The 17356-nt window shown below is 59.7% G+C and carries 23 protein-coding genes; 12 read left to right on the top strand and 11 right to left on the bottom strand.

The window, feature by feature from the left end:
- Positions 1–21: 21 nt before the first annotated feature.
- Together K5K89_RS15235 and K5K89_RS15230 are read left to right on the top strand one after the other, a co-directional pair.
- Positions 22–522, top strand: coding sequence for a hypothetical protein (locus K5K89_RS15235; RefSeq protein WP_222541764.1), 501 nt, complete (start codon positions 22–24; stop codon positions 520–522).
- A complete protein-coding gene (locus tag K5K89_RS15230) occupies positions 515–907 on the top strand; it encodes a hypothetical protein (RefSeq protein ID WP_222539667.1) in 393 nt (130 codons plus the stop codon). Before K5K89_RS15235 ends, K5K89_RS15230 begins: the two co-directional genes overlap by 8 nt.
- 250 nt (positions 908–1157) lie before the next feature.
- On the opposite strand, the gene K5K89_RS15225 is transcribed toward K5K89_RS15230, so the two are convergent.
- Entirely contained in the window at positions 1158–1358 is a 201-nt protein-coding gene (locus K5K89_RS15225; RefSeq protein ID WP_222539666.1) for a hypothetical protein, read from the bottom strand.
- 127 nt (positions 1359–1485) lie between these two features.
- Here K5K89_RS15225 and K5K89_RS15220 point away from each other — a divergent pair, with 127 nt between their 5' ends.
- The 3 genes from K5K89_RS15220 to K5K89_RS15210 are packed head-to-tail and all read left to right on the top strand — an operon-like array spanning position 1486 to position 2785.
- Positions 1486–2112, top strand: a complete 627-nt coding sequence (locus K5K89_RS15220) for a hypothetical protein (RefSeq protein WP_222539665.1) — start codon at positions 1486–1488, stop codon at positions 2110–2112.
- A complete protein-coding gene (locus K5K89_RS15215; protein ID WP_222539664.1) occupies positions 2109–2465 on the top strand; it encodes a hypothetical protein in 357 nt (118 codons plus the stop codon). The genes K5K89_RS15220 and K5K89_RS15215 overlap by 4 nt, the downstream gene beginning before the upstream one ends.
- Positions 2462–2785, top strand: a complete 324-nt coding sequence (locus K5K89_RS15210) for a hypothetical protein (RefSeq protein WP_222539663.1) — start codon at positions 2462–2464, stop codon at positions 2783–2785. The genes K5K89_RS15215 and K5K89_RS15210 overlap by 4 nt, the downstream gene beginning before the upstream one ends.
- A gap of 34 nt (positions 2786–2819) precedes the next feature.
- Here the strand turns inward: K5K89_RS15210 and K5K89_RS15205 are convergent, their stop codons facing one another.
- Entirely contained in the window at positions 2820–3011 is a 192-nt protein-coding gene (locus tag K5K89_RS15205; RefSeq protein WP_221440259.1) for a hypothetical protein, read from the bottom strand.
- Positions 3012–3192: 181 nt separating this feature from the next.
- Between K5K89_RS15205 and K5K89_RS15200 the strand changes: the two genes are divergently transcribed.
- The 4 genes from K5K89_RS15200 to xerC are packed head-to-tail and all read left to right on the top strand — an operon-like array spanning position 3193 to position 4907.
- On the top strand, positions 3193–3402 hold the full coding sequence (locus K5K89_RS15200; protein ID WP_222539662.1) for a hypothetical protein: 210 nt from the start codon (positions 3193–3195) through the stop codon (positions 3400–3402).
- Positions 3403–3438: 36 nt separating this feature from the next.
- Positions 3439–3657, top strand: a complete 219-nt coding sequence (locus K5K89_RS15195) for a hypothetical protein (protein ID WP_222539661.1) — start codon at positions 3439–3441, stop codon at positions 3655–3657.
- A gap of 2 nt (positions 3658–3659) precedes the next feature.
- Entirely contained in the window at positions 3660–3872 is a 213-nt protein-coding gene (locus K5K89_RS15190; RefSeq protein ID WP_222539660.1) for a DUF4224 domain-containing protein, read from the top strand.
- On the top strand, positions 3873–4907 hold the full coding sequence (gene xerC / locus K5K89_RS15185) for a tyrosine recombinase XerC (RefSeq protein WP_222539659.1): 1035 nt from the start codon (positions 3873–3875) through the stop codon (positions 4905–4907).
- Positions 4908–5329: 422 nt separating this feature from the next.
- Here the strand turns inward: xerC and K5K89_RS15180 are convergent, their stop codons facing one another.
- Entirely contained in the window at positions 5330–5527 is a 198-nt protein-coding gene (locus K5K89_RS15180; RefSeq protein WP_071488211.1) for a hypothetical protein, read from the bottom strand.
- 197 nt (positions 5528–5724) lie between these two features.
- Between K5K89_RS15180 and K5K89_RS15175 the strand changes: the two genes are divergently transcribed.
- The gene (locus tag K5K89_RS15175) at positions 5725–6330 is read left to right on the top strand and encodes a cysteine hydrolase (RefSeq protein ID WP_222539658.1); all 606 of its coding nucleotides are present in this window, start codon (positions 5725–5727) and stop codon (positions 6328–6330) included.
- A 57-nt stretch (positions 6331–6387) separates the two neighbouring features.
- On the opposite strand, the gene K5K89_RS15170 is transcribed toward K5K89_RS15175, so the two are convergent.
- The 6 genes from K5K89_RS15170 to pstS form a co-directional block, all read right to left on the bottom strand.
- Positions 6388–6978: a hypothetical protein gene (locus K5K89_RS15170; protein ID WP_071488209.1), complete on the bottom strand. Its 591-nt coding sequence runs from the start codon at positions 6976–6978 to the stop codon at positions 6388–6390.
- Positions 6978–7676 (bottom strand): hypothetical protein, encoded by a 699-nt coding sequence (locus tag K5K89_RS15165; RefSeq protein WP_071488208.1) that lies wholly within the window; start codon positions 7674–7676, stop codon positions 6978–6980. Before K5K89_RS15165 ends, K5K89_RS15170 begins: the two co-directional genes overlap by 1 nt.
- A 29-nt stretch (positions 7677–7705) precedes the next feature.
- Positions 7706–8467: a phosphate ABC transporter ATP-binding protein PstB gene (gene pstB, locus K5K89_RS15160; protein ID WP_217649954.1), complete on the bottom strand. Its 762-nt coding sequence runs from the start codon at positions 8465–8467 to the stop codon at positions 7706–7708.
- A gap of 76 nt (positions 8468–8543) precedes the next feature.
- Positions 8544–9437, bottom strand: coding sequence for a phosphate ABC transporter permease PstA (pstA, locus tag K5K89_RS15155; RefSeq protein WP_058427836.1), 894 nt, complete (start codon positions 9435–9437; stop codon positions 8544–8546).
- Positions 9437–10402, bottom strand: a complete 966-nt coding sequence (gene pstC, locus K5K89_RS15150) for a phosphate ABC transporter permease subunit PstC (RefSeq protein ID WP_092243790.1) — start codon at positions 10400–10402, stop codon at positions 9437–9439. Before pstC ends, pstA begins: the two co-directional genes overlap by 1 nt.
- A 74-nt stretch (positions 10403–10476) precedes the next feature.
- Positions 10477–11505, bottom strand: a complete 1029-nt coding sequence (gene pstS, locus K5K89_RS15145; RefSeq protein WP_071488206.1) for a phosphate ABC transporter substrate-binding protein PstS — start codon at positions 11503–11505, stop codon at positions 10477–10479.
- A 186-nt stretch (positions 11506–11691) separates the two neighbouring features.
- On the opposite strand from pstS, the gene ppk2 reads away from it, so the two are divergent.
- Entirely contained in the window at positions 11692–12609 is a 918-nt protein-coding gene (ppk2, locus tag K5K89_RS15140) for a polyphosphate kinase 2 (RefSeq protein WP_071488205.1), read from the top strand.
- An 18-nt stretch (positions 12610–12627) separates the two neighbouring features.
- On the opposite strand, the gene treS is transcribed toward ppk2, so the two are convergent.
- Both treS and K5K89_RS15130 read right to left on the bottom strand, forming a co-directional pair.
- Complete coding sequence (gene treS, locus K5K89_RS15135) at positions 12628–14691, bottom strand: maltose alpha-D-glucosyltransferase (RefSeq protein ID WP_222539657.1); 2064 nt, start codon at positions 14689–14691, stop codon at positions 12628–12630.
- An 86-nt stretch (positions 14692–14777) separates the two neighbouring features.
- Positions 14778–15545, bottom strand: coding sequence for an AraC family transcriptional regulator (locus tag K5K89_RS15130; protein WP_222539656.1), 768 nt, complete (start codon positions 15543–15545; stop codon positions 14778–14780).
- Positions 15546–15731: 186 nt separating this feature from the next.
- Between K5K89_RS15130 and K5K89_RS15125 the strand changes: the two genes are divergently transcribed.
- Positions 15732–17351: an APC family permease gene (locus tag K5K89_RS15125; protein WP_071488202.1), complete on the top strand. Its 1620-nt coding sequence runs from the start codon at positions 15732–15734 to the stop codon at positions 17349–17351.
- Positions 17352–17356: the final 5 nt, after the last annotated feature.

The raw sequence follows: 17356 nt of genomic DNA, 5'->3' as shown, positions 1-17356 counted from the left end.
CGGCCCGGCAAGGAAACTACTGTGTCCGAAGTTCACCGATACCAAGTCGTAACGATGCTTTCAGCAGCTGGCGCGACCATTGGCTACGACCCACACGGGCCTGACGTTGTGATGGCGGCCGAGTTCGACCGGGTAACCGCCGAGCGTGACGCCCTGCAACAGGACCTCAATCAGCGAGACGAGCAGATAGCCACACTGGATCTGCAGCGAGAAGCCCATCTGCGCAACTCGCAGGTAACGGAGCGGCGGGTGGGCGTGCTGGACGGGTTGTTGCGTAGATGCCAGCCGCATCTGCCACGGTATGCGACTGCACTTCGCACAGAGTTGCATGCCGCACTCAAGCCAGCAGAGGGCTCCAACACAACCACCTGCACCTGGTCATCGCTTGAATTTTCCTGGCAATCAAGCTGCGGGATGGATGGTTGGGAGTTCACAGACGGCGGCACACCGGCCGAGAACGGCATGCACTTCTGCCACTCCTGCGGGAATAGGCTGCTTGTCGAGGTTAAAGGCGATGAGTAACCAAACGATTGACGGCGTGCCGCGTAAGTGGCTCGAAGAGTATGAGGTGTTAGCAGATTTAACGTCAGGTGATGCGCAAAAGCTGCGCGGACTGCTGAATGCGCCCGCTCCTATCGGCCAAGCCAAGCCAGTCCAGGAAGACCTCAAGCGGGCCTGGCAGGCAGGTTACGACACGGGCTATTACGCGAAGAGTCCAGCGCACGAGCGGCCAGCCGCCCAGCCCCAGGGCGAGCCGGTGGCCTGTCTGCCTGTTGAGCGATGCTACGACGTACGAGCGAAGATGATCATTGCCTTCAACCATGCCAGGCAAAACGGTGGTGATTTGGATGATGCGCTCGACGCCGCATACAAGTCAGCGTTGCGCTTCTCACCCCACCCGGATTGATGGTCAGCTCGAACCAGGCGGAATTCCATCCTTGTTGAAGTCCTTCAGGCGCTCCCGCTCTTCCTCGGTGGAGTGTGCCGGGGTTTCTTGCTCAGGTTCTTTCTTCTTTTCTTCAGTCATCGCTATGTCCTCTGGGTGGTAGCTGTTTCGGCACCTGATGGAATCAGCAGTTCAAATCAATCAAATCCACCGCCCGGGCAGTCCGCACCGAGAACAACCCATTACGGTTGTAAATGTGGGATTTGGTCTGCTAAGCCTTATTGGAAGCTGCCGCGTCTAGAAGAAACCTCACCCACTCGGAGTGAGCGGCGTCGTAACGAGCCATCGCTTGAACCCATTCGGCGCCTAGCGTCTTTCTGGAGGCGACGAGCTTCATCAGCTCGGCAACTGAGGCGTCAATTTCAAGCAGATAGTTGTGTGATTCAAATCGAAGATCGTCATCGTTGATCATGGTTCTTGCGCCTGTTGTGCACCGTGAAAACTACTAGGCGTAGCTGTACAAAAACTTGGACCATGTACAGCTTTTACAAATTCCCTCCCCCTTCAAAGTCAGCCGCTATAGCGGCAAGGAACCCGGCATGCCTGAAATAAAGGAACGGCCAATACTCTTTTCGGCGCCGATGGTGCGCGCCATCCTGGAAGGCCGGAAGACGGTCACGCGTCGAGCGGTGAAAGGCTCCGGCTTGGTTTGGCTGGACAACTTCTTGGCAGAGTACGTCGCAGATCCAGAAAATAATCTCTGCCCCTACGGAAATCCAGGAGACCGGCTATGGGTTCGCGAGACCTTCATTGATCTGCGCGGTACCGGCGTCGAGCACCGCCCAGACCCGGACGGCCCTCTCCAGCGCTACGCCTACGCCGCCGACTGCCGCCCTGGATCACACAGCGACGAGGCAAGGAAAGACTTCGGCCTGAAGTACAAGCCCAGCATCCACATGCCCCGCGCCGCGTGCCGCATCCTGCTGGAGATCACCGACGTCCGCGTCGAGCGGTTGCAGGACATCACCGAGGAGCAATCGAAGGCCGAGGGCGTGCGGCTCTACACCGATCATGCGGAACTGGGTGACTGGTGGCACGTCGAGGGAATCGAGACATACAGCGCTGACCCGCGCAAATCGTTCGAACTGCTCTGGTCATCCGTCGGTGGAGCCTGGCAAGCCAACCCGTGGGTATGGGTGGTCGAGTTCAAGCGGGTGACGCCATGAAGCTCACAGAGAAACAGCAACTCGTCCTCCATGAGCTGCGCAAGATCGGACGGAAAAACGCCAACCTATATCGAGATAGCCAGCCGTACCTGCATCAGAAGGATTGCGAGAAGCTGGCGCTTGGTGACCAGGCATGCGTGTTCGGCATGGGCGGCCTTACCTACCAGGTTGGGCACCGCCTCGGCGTATCAGCATCTTCCGTGCTCAGCATCTTCAAGGCCCTTCGCCGAAAGGGCCTGGTGATTCGCGAAGAGAGCTATCCGGATTATCAGCGTGCGCGCTATTGGTGGCCGGTTGGCCTGGCCGCCGAGCTCCACGCTGAATTACAGGCGGCTGGGAGGGTGACGCCATGACAGAGCACGAGCTGCTAAAGCTGTCAGCCAAGGCCATGGGCTTCGAACTGGAGTATCGGCGTGGAAGCGATGCCTTCTACTACGACGATCCAGAATCTGGCCGTGAGCAATGGCAGCCACTGAGCGACGAAGGCCAGGCCATCCGGCTGGCGGCACACCTCCAGCTCAACATCCTCTGGTTCACCAACCTGCAGTACGTGATGGTCGAGCGCAACGGCTTCGGCGAGAAAATCGGCTGGACCGACAAAGCGGATCGAGGTGGCGCGCTCCGCCAGGCAATCACCATCGTAGCAGCGCAAATCGGCAGCACGCTTCCTTGACCCCAATCCCCTGTGTACCTGCCTTCGAATGGCGTCAGGGCAATTGACTATCAACCCAGCGCTCAGCAGCAGCCATTGCCTCATCGAGCGCCGCCGGATAGTCGGGCCAGGGCCCGGTCAGTTCAGCAGCAACTTCGCCCAACCCATCAATTGACGCGGGCTCGATGATCTTCGCGGCAACCGGTGCATCGTCGTTCGGGCGTCGCCAGTCGAACTTGAGAAACATCGTGTGACCCCGATACGCGTGGGCAATCGGAACATCTATTTGGTGTGACACACGCTCTCCTGGCAAGTGAATGGGTTGATTCCCTGTTTTACACCCATCCCAACAACACAGATATCTAGGCATAACGCCATCACTCCATCCCCCTACATGCCTGCCGGTGAGCGGCGGGCGAGGTATTCCTATGTCCGAAAGAATTCCGTGTAGCGAGTACGACGCCGAGAAAGTGCGCTGCCTCAGCGGGTTTCCCGTTCTGCATTCGGTATGCCACGGCGCTCAGTCCGGGTGTCCGACCTGTGGCGTGCCGGGCACCTCTACCATGTGCATGCGCGAAGACCTGCCTGCGCACTTGATACGTCCTGACGGCATGCCGATCGGCTGGCCGAACAAATAACCCACCTTCTGCCGCCCAGCGCGGCAAGGACACCCCATGTTCGCTATGAAACTCACCCTGATACTGCTGGGCGCCTTGCTGTACCTGGGCGGAACCGGCACCTGGTTCATCTGGATCGGCCCTGACCTCGTTGGCACCGGCACCACAGAGGCGCTGCTCTACGCATTCGCCGGCACCTGCGCCTGGCTGCTGATCACCTTCGGCCTGGCCATTCAAATCATCAAGACAGCGCGGCCCACGGCCGGCAAGAGGTAGGTATGGACGAAATTCACTTCCTGTCGCACGAAGACGTCTGCACGCTCACCGGTGCCAGAACCAAAGCTGGCCAGATTCAGGTGCTCAAAAGGAACGGCATTCGCCACACCATCAAGCGCAGCGGATGGCCATGCGTCATCGCGTCCTCCCTTACCGGCGAGGCGATTGCTGTATCAGCAGAGAAACCAAAGTGGCAGCCACGGCTGGTGAGTTAAATGGGAAGGAAACCAACAAACCCTGACAGCGTTACCCGCCTCAGGAAGCGCAAGCAGCGCAGCGGGATCATCTATTACTACTACGACATCGGCGGCTCTCCAAGGAAGGAGATCGCCCTGGGCAGCGACTATGGGCTGGCGATTGTCGAATACGCAAAGCTGGAAAAGAGTCGCGCCTCGTCTGCCATGGTGCAGGCGGTGCTGACATTTGCCTATGTCGCAAACATCTACATGGGCGAGGTGGTCCCCACCAAGAGCCCGGCAACACAGAAGGATAACGCCCGGGAGCTGAAGCAACTGCTGAAGTTCTTCGATGATCCGCCGGCGCCCCTGGAGGCGATTGAGCCGCAGCACGTCGTGCAATATCTCCGACAGCGGGGCAAGACAGCCCCAGTGCGCGCCAACCGAGAGAAGGCGCTGCTCAGCGCCATATGGAACTTTGCCCGAAGCAGCGGCTATACCGCTTTGGCCAACCCGTGCGCCGGCGTCAAAGGACACAAGGAGGCCGGCCGCGACCAGTACATTGAGGACGAGATGTTCTCTCTCGTCTACCAACACGCCGAGCAACCGTTAAGGGATGCTCTGGACCTGTTCTACCTGACGGGTCAGAGGATCGCCGACACCCTGAAAATGGATGAGCGCGACATCCGCGACAATCGGCTGGCCGTCATGCAGGGCAAAACCAATGCGAAAAGGAGGATTGAGATTACTGGACAGCTAAAGGTCGTGATTGATCGAATCCTGGCGAGAAAGGACGGGCATAAGATTCGAACAAGCCGGCTCATCGTTATGGATAACGGACAGCCAATGACCAAGAGCATGTTGCGCGGGAGGTTTGACGCGGCCCGAGAAGCGGCCGGTGTTGAGAAAGGAGATTTTCAGATGCGCGATCTGCGCGCTAAGGCGGGTACTGACAAGGCCGAATCGAGTGGTGACATTCTCCAGGCGCGCGACCAACTTGGGCACACCACTGTGGTAATGACCGAGAACTACATCAGGAAAAGGATCGGCAAAAAGGTCACTCCGACCAAGTGAATTTTGCACCGCAATCATTTTTACCCCCTTGAAAACAAAGGGCTACAAGGGAGGTAACACCAATGCATAGCGGTGCAGAATAATCGCTAACCTGTTGATTTATTGGAAATACCTAGCGGACTTAAAATCCCCCGCTCGTAAGGGCGTCCCGGTTCGATTCCGGGTTCGGGCACCATCTCTTGTTCCATGGGCAGCCAGTAACGTCCATGAAGCCTTTTAAAACCCGCCCCAGGTCGGGTTTTTTCGTTTCAATCCTCAGAGCGCCCCTGGCCTGACGGTACTTTCCCTGTGCAAATCAAGGCTTGCCAATCTACAGAAGGGAACCATGTGTAGCCTGCATCGCACCCTCTACTGATCAGCAGCGGACCGGCCCAACAAAAATCCCTACGCAAAGGTAGGGATTTTTTGTGCCGGGAGGCTCATCAATTGTCGGGGTGTTCCCGCGCGACTGAATCGGCAGCATCCACGTCAGACATATCCTCTTCAAGCGGTGCCTCGTCGTCTGGCGGGAGCGGGATATTATCCTCGTCATGCCTTGGATCATGCCCGGTCTCGTTGTCTGTGCCGCGGGTCACGTCCTGTTGTGAAATATTCCCTGGGGCGTTTTCATTGATGTCCATACGGGTTCTCCATTTGTACGCTCGGGTTATCCGCGCTTATTGTTCAGAGACGGTACGGCGCCTGGAGTGCCCGGCATTAGACGAATGGCGAAATATAAAACCAGGGTCAAACCGGTGGTTGCGGGATAACGCGCCAGAGGTGTCTATGCTGAAGCGACACGCCGCCCCTCTGTCATCAACCCTATCGGAGACCCGACATGAATCCAAACGCCACAGCCCTTGTCCTGATCGAGTTCCAGAACGACTTCACCACGCCAGGGGGCGTGTTTCATGACGCCGTCAAAGACGTCATGCACCAGTCCGACATGCTGGCCAACACCGCAACCACGGTGCAACAGGCACGCAAGTTGGGCGTAAGGATCATTCACCTGCCAATCCAGTTTACCGATGGCTATCCCGAACTGACCACGCGTGACTATGGGATTCTCAAAGGCGTTGCCGACGGCAGCGCGTTTCGCACAGGCAGTTGGGGAGCCGAAATCACCGATGCGATTCCCCGGGAAACCAGCGACATCCTCGTGGAGGGCAAGCGCGGGCTGGATGGGTTTGCAACCACGGGACTGGACTTGGTGCTGCGCAACAACGGCATCCACAACCTGGTAGTGGCAGGGTTCCTGACCAACTGCTGTGTCGAGGGCACCGTGCGCTCAGGCTACGAAAAAGGCTACAACGTCGTGACCTTGACCGATTGCACGGCGACATTCACCGAAGAACAGCAAAAGGCTGCCGAGAACTTCACCCTGCCGATGTTTTCCCAGGCGTTACGGCATACCGAGTTCCTGGACGCATTGAGCGCCAAGTAGAAAAAAGGGGCGACTGATCAATCAGTTGCCCCTTTTGCTTGATGCCCGTTATTGCGCTCAGCCGTTCAGCGTCAACCCCGGATAAGCCTGCACCGGCACCTTGTGGCGCTGCGGTTGCTGGCGTGCAAGCTGCGCCCGGACCTGCGCGACCGCATCCAACACCCGTTGCGCCCACTGCTCGTCTTCCGGGTCGACGACCACCACGCGAAAACCATGGTCGACACCTTCAAGCTGCACACCCTCGGAATCATCGACGTGCAGGTCGATGTCGAAGGCCGGTGGGAATTTCGACGGTGTACTCGTCAGCCCACGCTCGCTGAGCGCCTGGTTGTGTCGCACGCTGTTGACCACGCCGTCCACATGAATGCCGTACAGCAGCAACCAACGACGGATGTAGGACGGCGTACGACCCGACGAGGTGTAGACCCACACACTGCAGCCCTGGCGGCGCAGCTCGCGGGTCAGGGACCGGGTGCCGCTGCGCAGCGGCTCACCCAGCCAACGGTGCACACACGCTGGCAAGCGGCTGTGTTCGGTCGCGCTGTGGTGCAGCTGGCAGGCCAGCGTGTCATCGATATCGAATGAGATACGGACGCGTTGACGCTTGAACACCTGCTTGATTGTGTCGAGCACGGGGTACCTTCCCATCATTGATTTCCCTGATACACAGGCACAGGTGTGTCGCTCAGGAAAAACTCCATTGGATCAGGGGCCTTATCTTCCAGGAACGCGGCATATTTTTTCTTGATCTTGGGCAATTCGTACAAAGCCATGACGCCATGCTTGGCGGAGTTACGTATGACCGAGGACGGGTTGAAATAGCCCTCGGCGTTGTCCAGCGTCAGCACAAACGGCGCCAACCCCTCGCGCATCAACAGGTAGCTGACGATCAGCGAGCCACTGCGGTGGTTGCCTTCAATGAACAACTGCGGCTTGCTGAGCACTCGCACATACACCCCGGCGGCCCGCTTCCACACCGACTCGCTGTGGTGCTTGCAGTACCAGTTGTACAAGTCCTTGATGCCACCTTCGACATTATTGAAAAAGTGCACTTCGGTGGCCGCCAGGTGCTGGGCGTATTCACGCCGGCGTCCCGGGTCTGTGCCGCACAGCACGGTGGCGTTGATCTCCAGCATCAGGTTCAACTGCTGAAGGTCGAACAGATCCACACCGCGCGCAACATAGTCGTCAATCAAGGCGTAGCCTTCAAGCACATTCTGCAACACTTCGTCCGTCAGGGGGTCGCGTGGCTCGGTAAAGTCCCGGCTGAGCTGGGCAAAACGGCTCTGGACTTTACGTAGGGCGCGTTCGATGGCGAGCAAATCAAGACGACGTGTTGCAGTCATTGGCAATCCTGAAAACGATGAATGGCGGGTCAGCTGAACTTGCCGCTGATGTAGTCCCCGGTCATTTGTTCACGCGGGTTTTCGAAGATCTGCGTGGTCGCGCCCATTTCCACCAGGTAACCGGTACGGGTGCCCTGGGAGATATCCACCGAGAAAAACGCGGTGGTATCGGCCACACGAATCGCCTGCTGCATGTTGTGGGTGACCAGCGCGATGGTGTAGTCCTTTTTCAACTCGACCATCAGTTCTTCGACACGGCGTGTGGCGATGGGGTCGAGTGCCGAGCACGGTTCGTCCAGCAACAGCACTTCCGGCTCGGTGGCGATGGCGCGGGCGATGCACAGGCGTTGCTGCTGGCCGCCGGACAGCGAGAGGCCGCTGACCTTGAGCTTGTCCTTGACCTCATCCCACAGCGCAGCGCCTTGCAGGGCGTGTTTGACGCGGTCGCCGAGGTCGCCTTTGTAGCGGTTCAAGCGCAGGCCAAAGGCCACATTGTCGAAAATGCTCATCGAAAACGGGTTCGGCTGCTGGAACACCATGCCGATGTAACGGCGCACGACCACCGGGTCAACGCCCTTGCCGTACACGTCCTGGCCGAGAAAGTGCACGTGGCCTTCGAAACGGAAGCCCTTCACCAGGTCGTTCATGCGGTTGAGACTACGCAGCACAGTGGATTTGCCGCAGCCGGACGGGCCGATGAAGCCGGTGATCTTGTTTTTCTCGATCGGCACATGGCTGTCACGCACCGCCATGAAATTGCCGTAGAAAATCTTGTCCAGCTTGCAGTCCATGACCACAGGCGACTGGGTGATAAACGGAGCGGCTACTTGCGCAGTTGACATGTTCAAAATTCAGATGCTCCCGTTCTTAGTACTTGGGCTTGCCGAAAATACGGCTCACGATATTCACGACCAGCACGATCATCACCAGCACCAACGAAGCCGCCCAGGCAAGTTCGAGCTGGTTGTCGAACGGCATGCCGGAGAAGTTGTAAATCAGCACGGCCAGGGACGCCGTCGGATTCATCACTGCCAGGCTGCCGTCGTGGTAGATCCAGTAGTTGCTGAACAGCGCGGTGAACAACAGCGGTGCGGTTTCGCCGGCGGCGCGGGCCACGGCGAGCATGACGCCCGTGAGGATCGCGGGCATGCCGGTGGGCAAGACGATTTTCCAGATCACCTGCGAGCGGGTGCAGCCCATGCCGTAGGCGGCGTCCTTCATGATCTTGGGCACCATCTTCATCGACTCTTCAGCCGTAAGTACCACGATCGGCAGCATCAGCACGGCCAGCGCCACGCCACCGGCCGGGGCCGAGTAAGTACCGGTGGTCATCACCACCAGGGCGTAGGCGAACACACCGGCCAGGATCGATGGCAAGCCGGTCAGCATTTTCGCGGCAAAGCGCGAGGCGTTTGCCAGCTTGCTGTCCGGCCCCAGTTCCGCGAGGAAAATCGCCGCCAGGATGCCGACCGGCACCGCGATGGCGGCGGCAATACCGACCATCACGAAGGTGCCGGCCATGGCATTACCAAAACCGCCGCCGGTCTCGAAACCGGTAGGTGGCAATTCGGTGAACACTTCCAGGCTCAGGCGCGCACCGCCACGGGTGATCAGCATGTAGAGCACGGAAATCAGCGGCACGCTGGCCAGCAGCGCGCCGAACCACACCAGGGTGGTCAGCACCAGACTGCGCAGGGCACGGCCTTCGAACCGGCGCTGCAGGCTCGGCATCGCCGTCATAGGCGTAGAAAGGTCAGTCATTATTTAGTCCCCCGCTGGGCGTAGACCATGATCATCGAACCGATGATGTTCACCAGCAGCGTGATGAACATCAGCACCAGGGCGGCGTACATCAACACTTCGATCTCGTTGGGGCCGGCTTCGGGGAAGTTCAGCGCCAACAGGGCCGCCAGGGTGTTGGCCGGCGCAAACAGCGACAGCGAGATGTTGTTGGCGTTACCGACCAGCATGGCCAGGGCCATGGTTTCACCCAGGGCACGGCCCAGGCCGAGCACCAGGGAACCGAAAATACCGGTCGCAGCGGACGGCACCATCACCTTGAGAATCGCTTCCCAGTGGGTAGTGCCCATGCCGTAGGCCGCTTGCTTGGTTTTCATAGGCACTGCGGTGAGGGCGTCCTGGGAAACGGCGGCGATGGTCGGCAGGATCATGATCGCCAGCACCAATGCAGCCGGTAACAGGCCAGGCCCGCTGAGGGACGTGCCGAAAAAAGGAATCCAGCCGAGTTCGCTGTTCAGCCACGCAGTGAGCGGGCGGATGGCCGGGATAACCACATAAATGCCCCACAGGCCGTAGACCACGCTGGGGATGGCGGCGAGCAATTCGACGATGGTGCGAAACACCGCCGCCAGTTTTGCCGGCAGGAAATCCTGGGTGAGAAAAATCGCCATGCTAACGCCGAAAAAACCCGCGATCAGCAACGCGATAAGGGCGCTGTAAAGCGTGCCCCAAATAGCTGGCAGAATGCCGTACTTGCCTTGGTTAACGTCCCAGACACTGCCGAACAGCACGTCGAAACCGTGCTTTTCCATGCCGGGAAGTGCCTTGCGCCCTACTTCGAAGACCAGCGCGAACACCAGCGCCAGCACCAACACCACGCCTATGCGTGCAAGCGCACGGAAGGTACGGTCAACCAGGAAATCCTTCGTAGAGGGTGGCTGGCACGCAGAATCCGGGTTGACCGGTACGACAAAGGGTTTGTTCATTGGTTGATTCCGGAACAAGGGGGGATCGCTCCCGACATGGCTGACCGCCCATGCCGGGAGTGGCGTGGCGAGCCTTACTGGATGTTGGCGGAAGCTTTGCGAACCTGGTCGACTACCGATTTAGGCAGCGGGATGTAGCCCATCGAGTCGGCGATTTTCTGGCCTTCGGTCAGGCTGTACTCGACCATTTCACGCATTGCTTTGGCTTTGGCTGGGTTGCCGTTGTCCTTGCGGAAGATCATCCAGGTGTAGGAAGTGATCGGGTAGGACTTGGCGCCATCCGGATCCGGCAGCCAGGCCACCAGGCTTTCCGGCATTTTCACCGCAGCCAGGGCTTCGGCGCCGCTTTCGGCGTTCGGTACCACGTATTTGCCGGCCTTGTTCTGCAGCTGGGCAAAGTCAACCTTGGCCAGTTTGGCGAAGCCGTATTCGATGTAGCCGATCGCGCCTGGGGTCTGGCGTACGGTGGCGGTCACGCCGTCGTTCTTCGGCGATTTGATGAACTTGTCGCTGGCGGGCCAGTTGACGGTGTTGCCTTCGCCCAGGTCTTTCTGGAACTCAGGGTTGATCGCTGCCAAGTGCTTGGTGAATACCGCAGTGGTGCCGCTGGAGTCCGCACGCACGACCACAGTGATCGGCAGATCCGGCAGTTTCAGGCCTGGGTTGGCGGCAGCGATCTTCGGATCGTTCCACTTGGTGATCTTGCCCAAGAAGATGTTGGAGTAAACGTCGCGCGGCAACTTGAGCTCTTTAGGATTGCCCGGCAAGTTGAACGCCAGCACGATTTCACCCGCCGTCATCGGCAGCAGTTGCACGCCTTCGGCCACCTTGGCGATGTCTTCGTCTTTCATGGCCGAGTCGCTGGCGGCGAAGTCGACGGTTTTATTCAGGAAGTCCTGTACACCCGCACCGCTACCCTTGGACTGGTAGTCAACGGTGACGCCCTCGCTCTTCTTGCTGAAATCCTTGAACCAGGTGAGGTAGATCGGCGCTGGGAAACTCGCACCGGAACCGGTCAGACGGATGCTCTCGGCAGCAAACACCGAGGTGGCACTGAGAGAAACCGCAACGGCGAGTGCAGCAGACTTCATCAGACGTTTCATTCAGGAAAATCCTTGTGAATTACGGGCTGGGGAACTCTGCAACAATCTTGTTACGGTTTTATGAATGTGGAATGGCAAAACGCTTGGTTGTCCCCCTCTCCCGCCGCAATCCGGCAGTTTAACGTCATTGGTTCGTAACAAATTGAGACTAAGACTTTGCCATCTCCCACCACGCGAGTTCCGTCCATGTCCTCGAGCGAAGACGCCCTGATGCAACGCATCCACCGTGAACTGCTGGATCACAGTGACGAAGAGCTGGAACTGGAATTGTCCGAAGACGGGCACGATCTCAACGCGCTGTTTGACGAACACGTCGGGGAAAGCCGCGAAAAAGCCGCGCGCCGCATCTACTTCAGCGAGCTGTTCCGCCTGCAAGGCGAACTGGTGAAGTTGCAGAGCTGGGTGGTCAAGACCGGCCACAAGGTGGTGATCCTGTTCGAAGGGCGGGATGCCGCCGGCAAAGGCGGTGTGATCAAGCGCATTACGCAGCGCCTGAACCCCAGGGTTTGCCGGGTGGCCGCCCTGCCCGCGCCGAACGACCGCGAACAGACCCAGTGGTACTTCCAGCGCTACGTCTCACACCTGCCAGCCGCCGGTGAAATCGTGCTGTTCGACCGCAGTTGGTACAACCGCGCCGGCGTCGAGCAGGTCATGGGGTTCTGCAACGCCGAGCAGTACGAAGAGTTTTTCCGCAGCGTGCCGGAGTTCGAACGCATGCTGGCCCGCTCCGGCATCCAGTTGATCAAGTACTGGTTTTCCATCTCCGACCAGGAACAGCACCTGCGTTTTCTCAGCCGCATTCACGACCCGCTCAAGCAGTGGAAACTCAGCCCCATGGACCTGGAATCCCGTCGGCGCTGGGAAGCCTACACCAAGGCCAAGGAAATCATGCTTGAACGCACCCACATCGCCGAAGCGCCATGGTGGGTAGTGCAAGCCGATGACAAGAAGAAGGCCCGCCTCAACTGCATCCACCATTTGCTCGGGCAGATGCCGTATGAAGAAGTGCAATTGCCGGTGATCGAATTGCCACAGCGTGTGCGGCAGGAAGATTATTCCCGCAGCCCCACGCCGCCTGAACTGATCGTGCCGCAGCTCTACTGAATCAGCTCGCGCCTGCAATCACAGGGGCGAGTTGCTCACCACCCGCAGCGCCAGGCCCTCATAGGCATCCAGCGTAATCGTAAACTCGCCCTGCGCCGTCAAGTCACCTTCGACCCGTTCATTGATGATGTCCACCACCATGCCCGCGCCAATATCCGGCAAATGCAGGATTTCGGTGATGGGCGTGGCACCGAAGTTCAACGCGGTGATTTGGATGCCTTTGCCGGCGGGCAATTCGTGGACCATCACCAGCAGCCCCGGGTTTTCCACTTCCGGCACCTGGATCTGGCGGCTGGCGGCGATGTCGTAGGCACGGCGCACCGCGAGGATTTTTTGCAGCTGCGAGGCAAACGACTCGGGGTCCTGCAATTGGCTATTGAGGCTGCCATACAGGCTTTTCGAGCGCGGCATCTGGCCTGCGGACAATTCGGCGTCCGGGTTCAAATCCACCAGGTCATAAGCCCCGCGATGAATCCAGCGCGTATCGCCGTCCTGCATCAAGTGTTCAACCTCTTCGGCCGCCAGCGGCAGCGCACCCACCAGGTCCCAACCCGACAAGGCAAACACCCCCGGCTGCATGGCGTTGTACATCACCAGCAGCAAATGGATCTGGCGGATCTGCTGGATATCCGCTTGGGTGATGGCGTCCAGGTCTCGGATCCCCAATGCCGCCGTGATGATGCTGGCGGTGGTGCAGGACACACCGTTGGTGACGAACTTGAGGTTGTAAGGTGCCTGTTCGCCCGTCAATCGCTCATACATCTGCTCACGGATATGCTCGCGCAGGATATTCCCGGGAAAGGTCTGGCCCTGGTACAGGAAAGTGTCATGGGCATGCAGCGTCCAGAAGTGCACCAGTTCCAGGGTCAGTTCATCGTGGTTCTGCAACGCGTGGATCAGTGAGCCGGGGTCGATGCCCTGGCGGTGCATTTCGCGCAGCATCAGGCGCAGAAACTCGGCATCGCCCATCAGCAACGCGTGCTGGTAAGCGGGACGGGTGATGAAGTCATAGGACAGGTCGGCACCGCCATGGGACATGGACGCGATGTCATCCACGGTGAGGTTCAGCTCCTGGAAACTGAAACCGCCCGCCTTGCGAATCGCCCCGCCCAGCAACTGGTTGCCGGTGATCGACAGCGGATGGCTTTCGGACCAGGCCGTACCATCCAGCTTGCGCTCCACGCCGAGGAAACCGTTGGCGTCCAGGCGCAGGATCTTCGCGCCCATCACATCGATGGCATGCAAAGCGTCGCCGATGATCATCTGCTGTGCGGCAAAGGTCGGGTCCAGCCAGTTCAGCGATGGCTGGCCTTCCTTGAAGTAATGCAGGTACACCCAGCGACGCGGCTTGCCATCCACGCCCAGCACCACGTCCGTGGCGCTCCAGTCGGTTTCTTTGACGCCGGGCTCGAAGAAGATCACCCGCTGCAACTGGCCGACGATGTAGTGTTTGTCGCGCAAGGCATCGACCTGCACCGGGCTGAGGTTCTGCGCATCGCGCCCTTCGGCGACGTCGGGCAGCAACGGCCAGTCTTCTTCGCGGATTTCCACCATGTGGTACAGGCCGGGATAGTCCTCGTAGGCCATCTCGGCCAGGCGGAAGTCCGCGCCCTTGCCGGTGTGGGACGGGATCACATCGTCGATGATCACCGCATTGTGCGCTGCGGCCATGCGCGTCAACGCCTGCAACTGCGCCTCGGTGCCCAGCTGCGGGTCGATCTCGAAACTGATGCGGTCGAAGTTGCCGTCGATGGTCGGCGTGTGCTGCATGCCATTCAGGCCACCGGACTTCTTCAACGGGCCGTTATGGATGCCCTGGATGCCAATCTTCGACAGCGCATGCCACAGCGCCTCATCCCCCAGCGCCTCCAGCACCGTGCCGCCTTCCCGGGTCACAATTGACGCCGGGTACGCCGTAAACCATACCGACGACAACGCCGAAGCGTCCCGAGGCCGGGTCTGCGCGTAAGGCTGCTGCCACAACCGGCCCTGGCCCGAATAGAGCTTGGCGCGCTGGCGGGCCGCGTGCAGCATCGATTGGTCCACCAGCCAGTTCACATGGTTGTTTTCAGCCGCAGTCATAAGTCGGATACCTGTCGTCGTGCAAAGGTTACTCGTAAGCATAGGAGCCACAACCGGAGGCATTCGTTGCATTGCAATGTGGCCGACTACGCCAACTGACGATACTGCCTCGGGGTAAACCCCGTAGACGCCTTGAATTGGCGGGTAAACGCGCTGTGGTCGGTGTACCCGCACTGCAGCGCCACTTCGGTAATCGGCAGGTCGCTGTGCAATAACCGGTGGGCGTGTTCCAGCCGCACTTTCTGGATCATCTGCCGGGGGGTGAGGTGGAACACGCGCTTGCAGTAACGCTCCAGCTGCGCCACGGAAATCCCGGCAATGCGCGTCAACTCACCGAGGGTGACGCGGCGGTTGAAGTGCGTGCGGATATGCGCGTCCACGGCGGCCAGGCGTTGGTAGGCGGGGTGGCTTTCGCTGGCGGTTTGCAGGTCGACCGAGATGCCGGCCAGGCCGATGATCGCGCCCATGTGGTTGTACAGCGGCCACTTGTGGGTCAGGCACCAGCCGGGTTCCCGGGTGCCATACAGGTGCAGTTCGAGCTGGTCTTCCAGCACAAAGCCCTGTTCCAGCACGCGTCGGTCCTGCTCGGTGTAACCCGGCCCCAGTTGTGCGGGGAACACTTGTGCGCTGGTCTTGCCCAGCAGCGGTTGCAGCTGCTTGAGGCCGCAGCGGTGCACCAGGGTGCGGTTGGCGAGGACGTAGCGGGCCTGGGTGTCCTTGATGAAAATCGCCGCATTGGGGATCACATCCAGCATCGGCAAGAGCTGCACCACGCCGGCCAGGAGCTGCTCGATGCTGTGGGGCCGATTCGCCTCATTCCCTTGGCACAGGGCCGCAAACGCAGTCTGCAACATGACTTTCGATCCCCGTTGAGTGCCTCGACGCACGCAGATTGCCCGATGCCCGGCGCCCTGTCGAGCCACGAAAACTGTGCCGATTTCGTCATCGATGTCGGCAAAAAACATCAATCGCGCCGCCGCCTGTGAGTTCACTGTATGGCCACTGCATGCCTATCCAATAACTCACAAGAAGGCGACGCTATGTCAGGTCAAGGCAAGTTCAAGAAACAACTTTCATTGATGGACCTCACTTTTATCGGGCTGGGGGCCATCTTCGGTTCGGGTTGGTTGTTCGCAGCCAGTCATGTGTCGGCCATTGCCGGCCCGGCAGGGATCATCTCCTGGCTCATTGGCGGGTTCGCGGTGTTGCTGCTGGGCATTGTGTACTGCGAGTTGGGCGCCGCACTCCCCCGCGCCGGTGGCGTGGTGCGCTATCCCGTCTACTCCCATGGCCCGTTGCTGGGCTACCTGATGGGCTTTATCACGCTGATCGCGTTTTCCAGCCTGGTCGCCATCGAAGTGGTCGCCTCGCGCCAATACGCGGCGGCCTGGTTTCCCGAGCTGACCAAGGTCGGTTCCAGCGACCCGACCACCCTCGGTTGGCTGGTGCAGTTCGCCCTGCTCTGTGTTTTTTTCGCGCTCAATTACCGCAGTGTGAAAACCTTCGCCATCGCCAATAACCTGGTCAGCGTGTTCAAGTTCATCGTACCGTTGCTGGTGATCGGTGTGCTGTTCACCTTCTTCAAACCGGCGAACTTTCAGGTGCAGGGCTTCGCGCCGTTCGGCCTGTCCGGGATCGAGATGGCGGTGTCGGCCGGCGGGGTGATTTTTGCCTACCTGGGGCTCACTCCGATCATCTCGGTGGCCAGTGAAGTGAAGAACCCGCAGCGCACGATTCCGATTGCGTTGATTCTTTCGGTGTTGCTGTCGACTGCCATCTACGTGCTGCTGCAAACCGCATTCCTCGGTGGCGTACCCACGCAGATGCTTGCCAACGGCTGGGCCGGGATCAGTAAGGAACTGGCGCTGCCTTACCGGGATATCGCCCTGGCACTGGGCGTGGGCTGGCTGGCCTACCTGGTGGTGGCGGATGCGGTGATCTCCCCCAGCGGCTGCGGCAACATCTACATGAACGCCACGCCGCGGGTGGTGTATGGCTGGGCGCAGACCGGCACGTTCTTCAAGATTTTCACGCGCATCGATGAGAAGTCCGGCATTCCGCGTCCGGCGCTGTGGCTGACGTTTGGCTTGTCGGTGTTCTGGACCCTGCCATTCCCGTCCTGGGAAGCGTTGATCAATGTGGTGTCCGCCGCGTTGATCCTCAGCTACGCAGTGGCCCCGGTGACCGTCGCCGCACTGCGCCGTAACGCACCGCAGATGACGCGGCCGTTCCGGGTCAAGGGCATGGCCGTGCTCGGTCCGCTGTCGTTCATCATCGCTGCGCTGATCGTGTACTGGTCCGGCTGGGGCACGGTGTCCTGGCTGCTCGGCCTGCAAATCCTGATGTTCGTGGTGTACCTGCTGTGCGCGCGCTGGGTACCGACCGCGCACCTCAACCTCAAGCAACAGGTGCGCTCGTCTGCCTGGCTGATCGGCTTCTACGCAGTGACCATCCTGCTGTCCAAACTCGGCAGTTTTGGTGGCATCGGTGCGATCGGCCATCCGCTCGACACCATTGTGGTCGCGGCTTGCGCACTCGGCATTTACTACTGGGGCGCCGCCACTGGCGTGCCAGCTCACTTGGTTCGGCTGGAACACGAAGCCGATGAAAGCGAAGCGGTTGACGAGCCTCGCGCCCCGCTGACGCCCGCGACCTACTGATTCAG

Source organism: Pseudomonas sp. DR208, assembly GCF_019823005.1.
GTDB lineage: Bacteria > Pseudomonadota > Gammaproteobacteria > Pseudomonadales > Pseudomonadaceae > Aquipseudomonas > Aquipseudomonas extremorientalis.
Note: the sequence above shows the minus strand (reverse complement) of the source record. Positions and strands in the feature narration are given on the sequence as shown.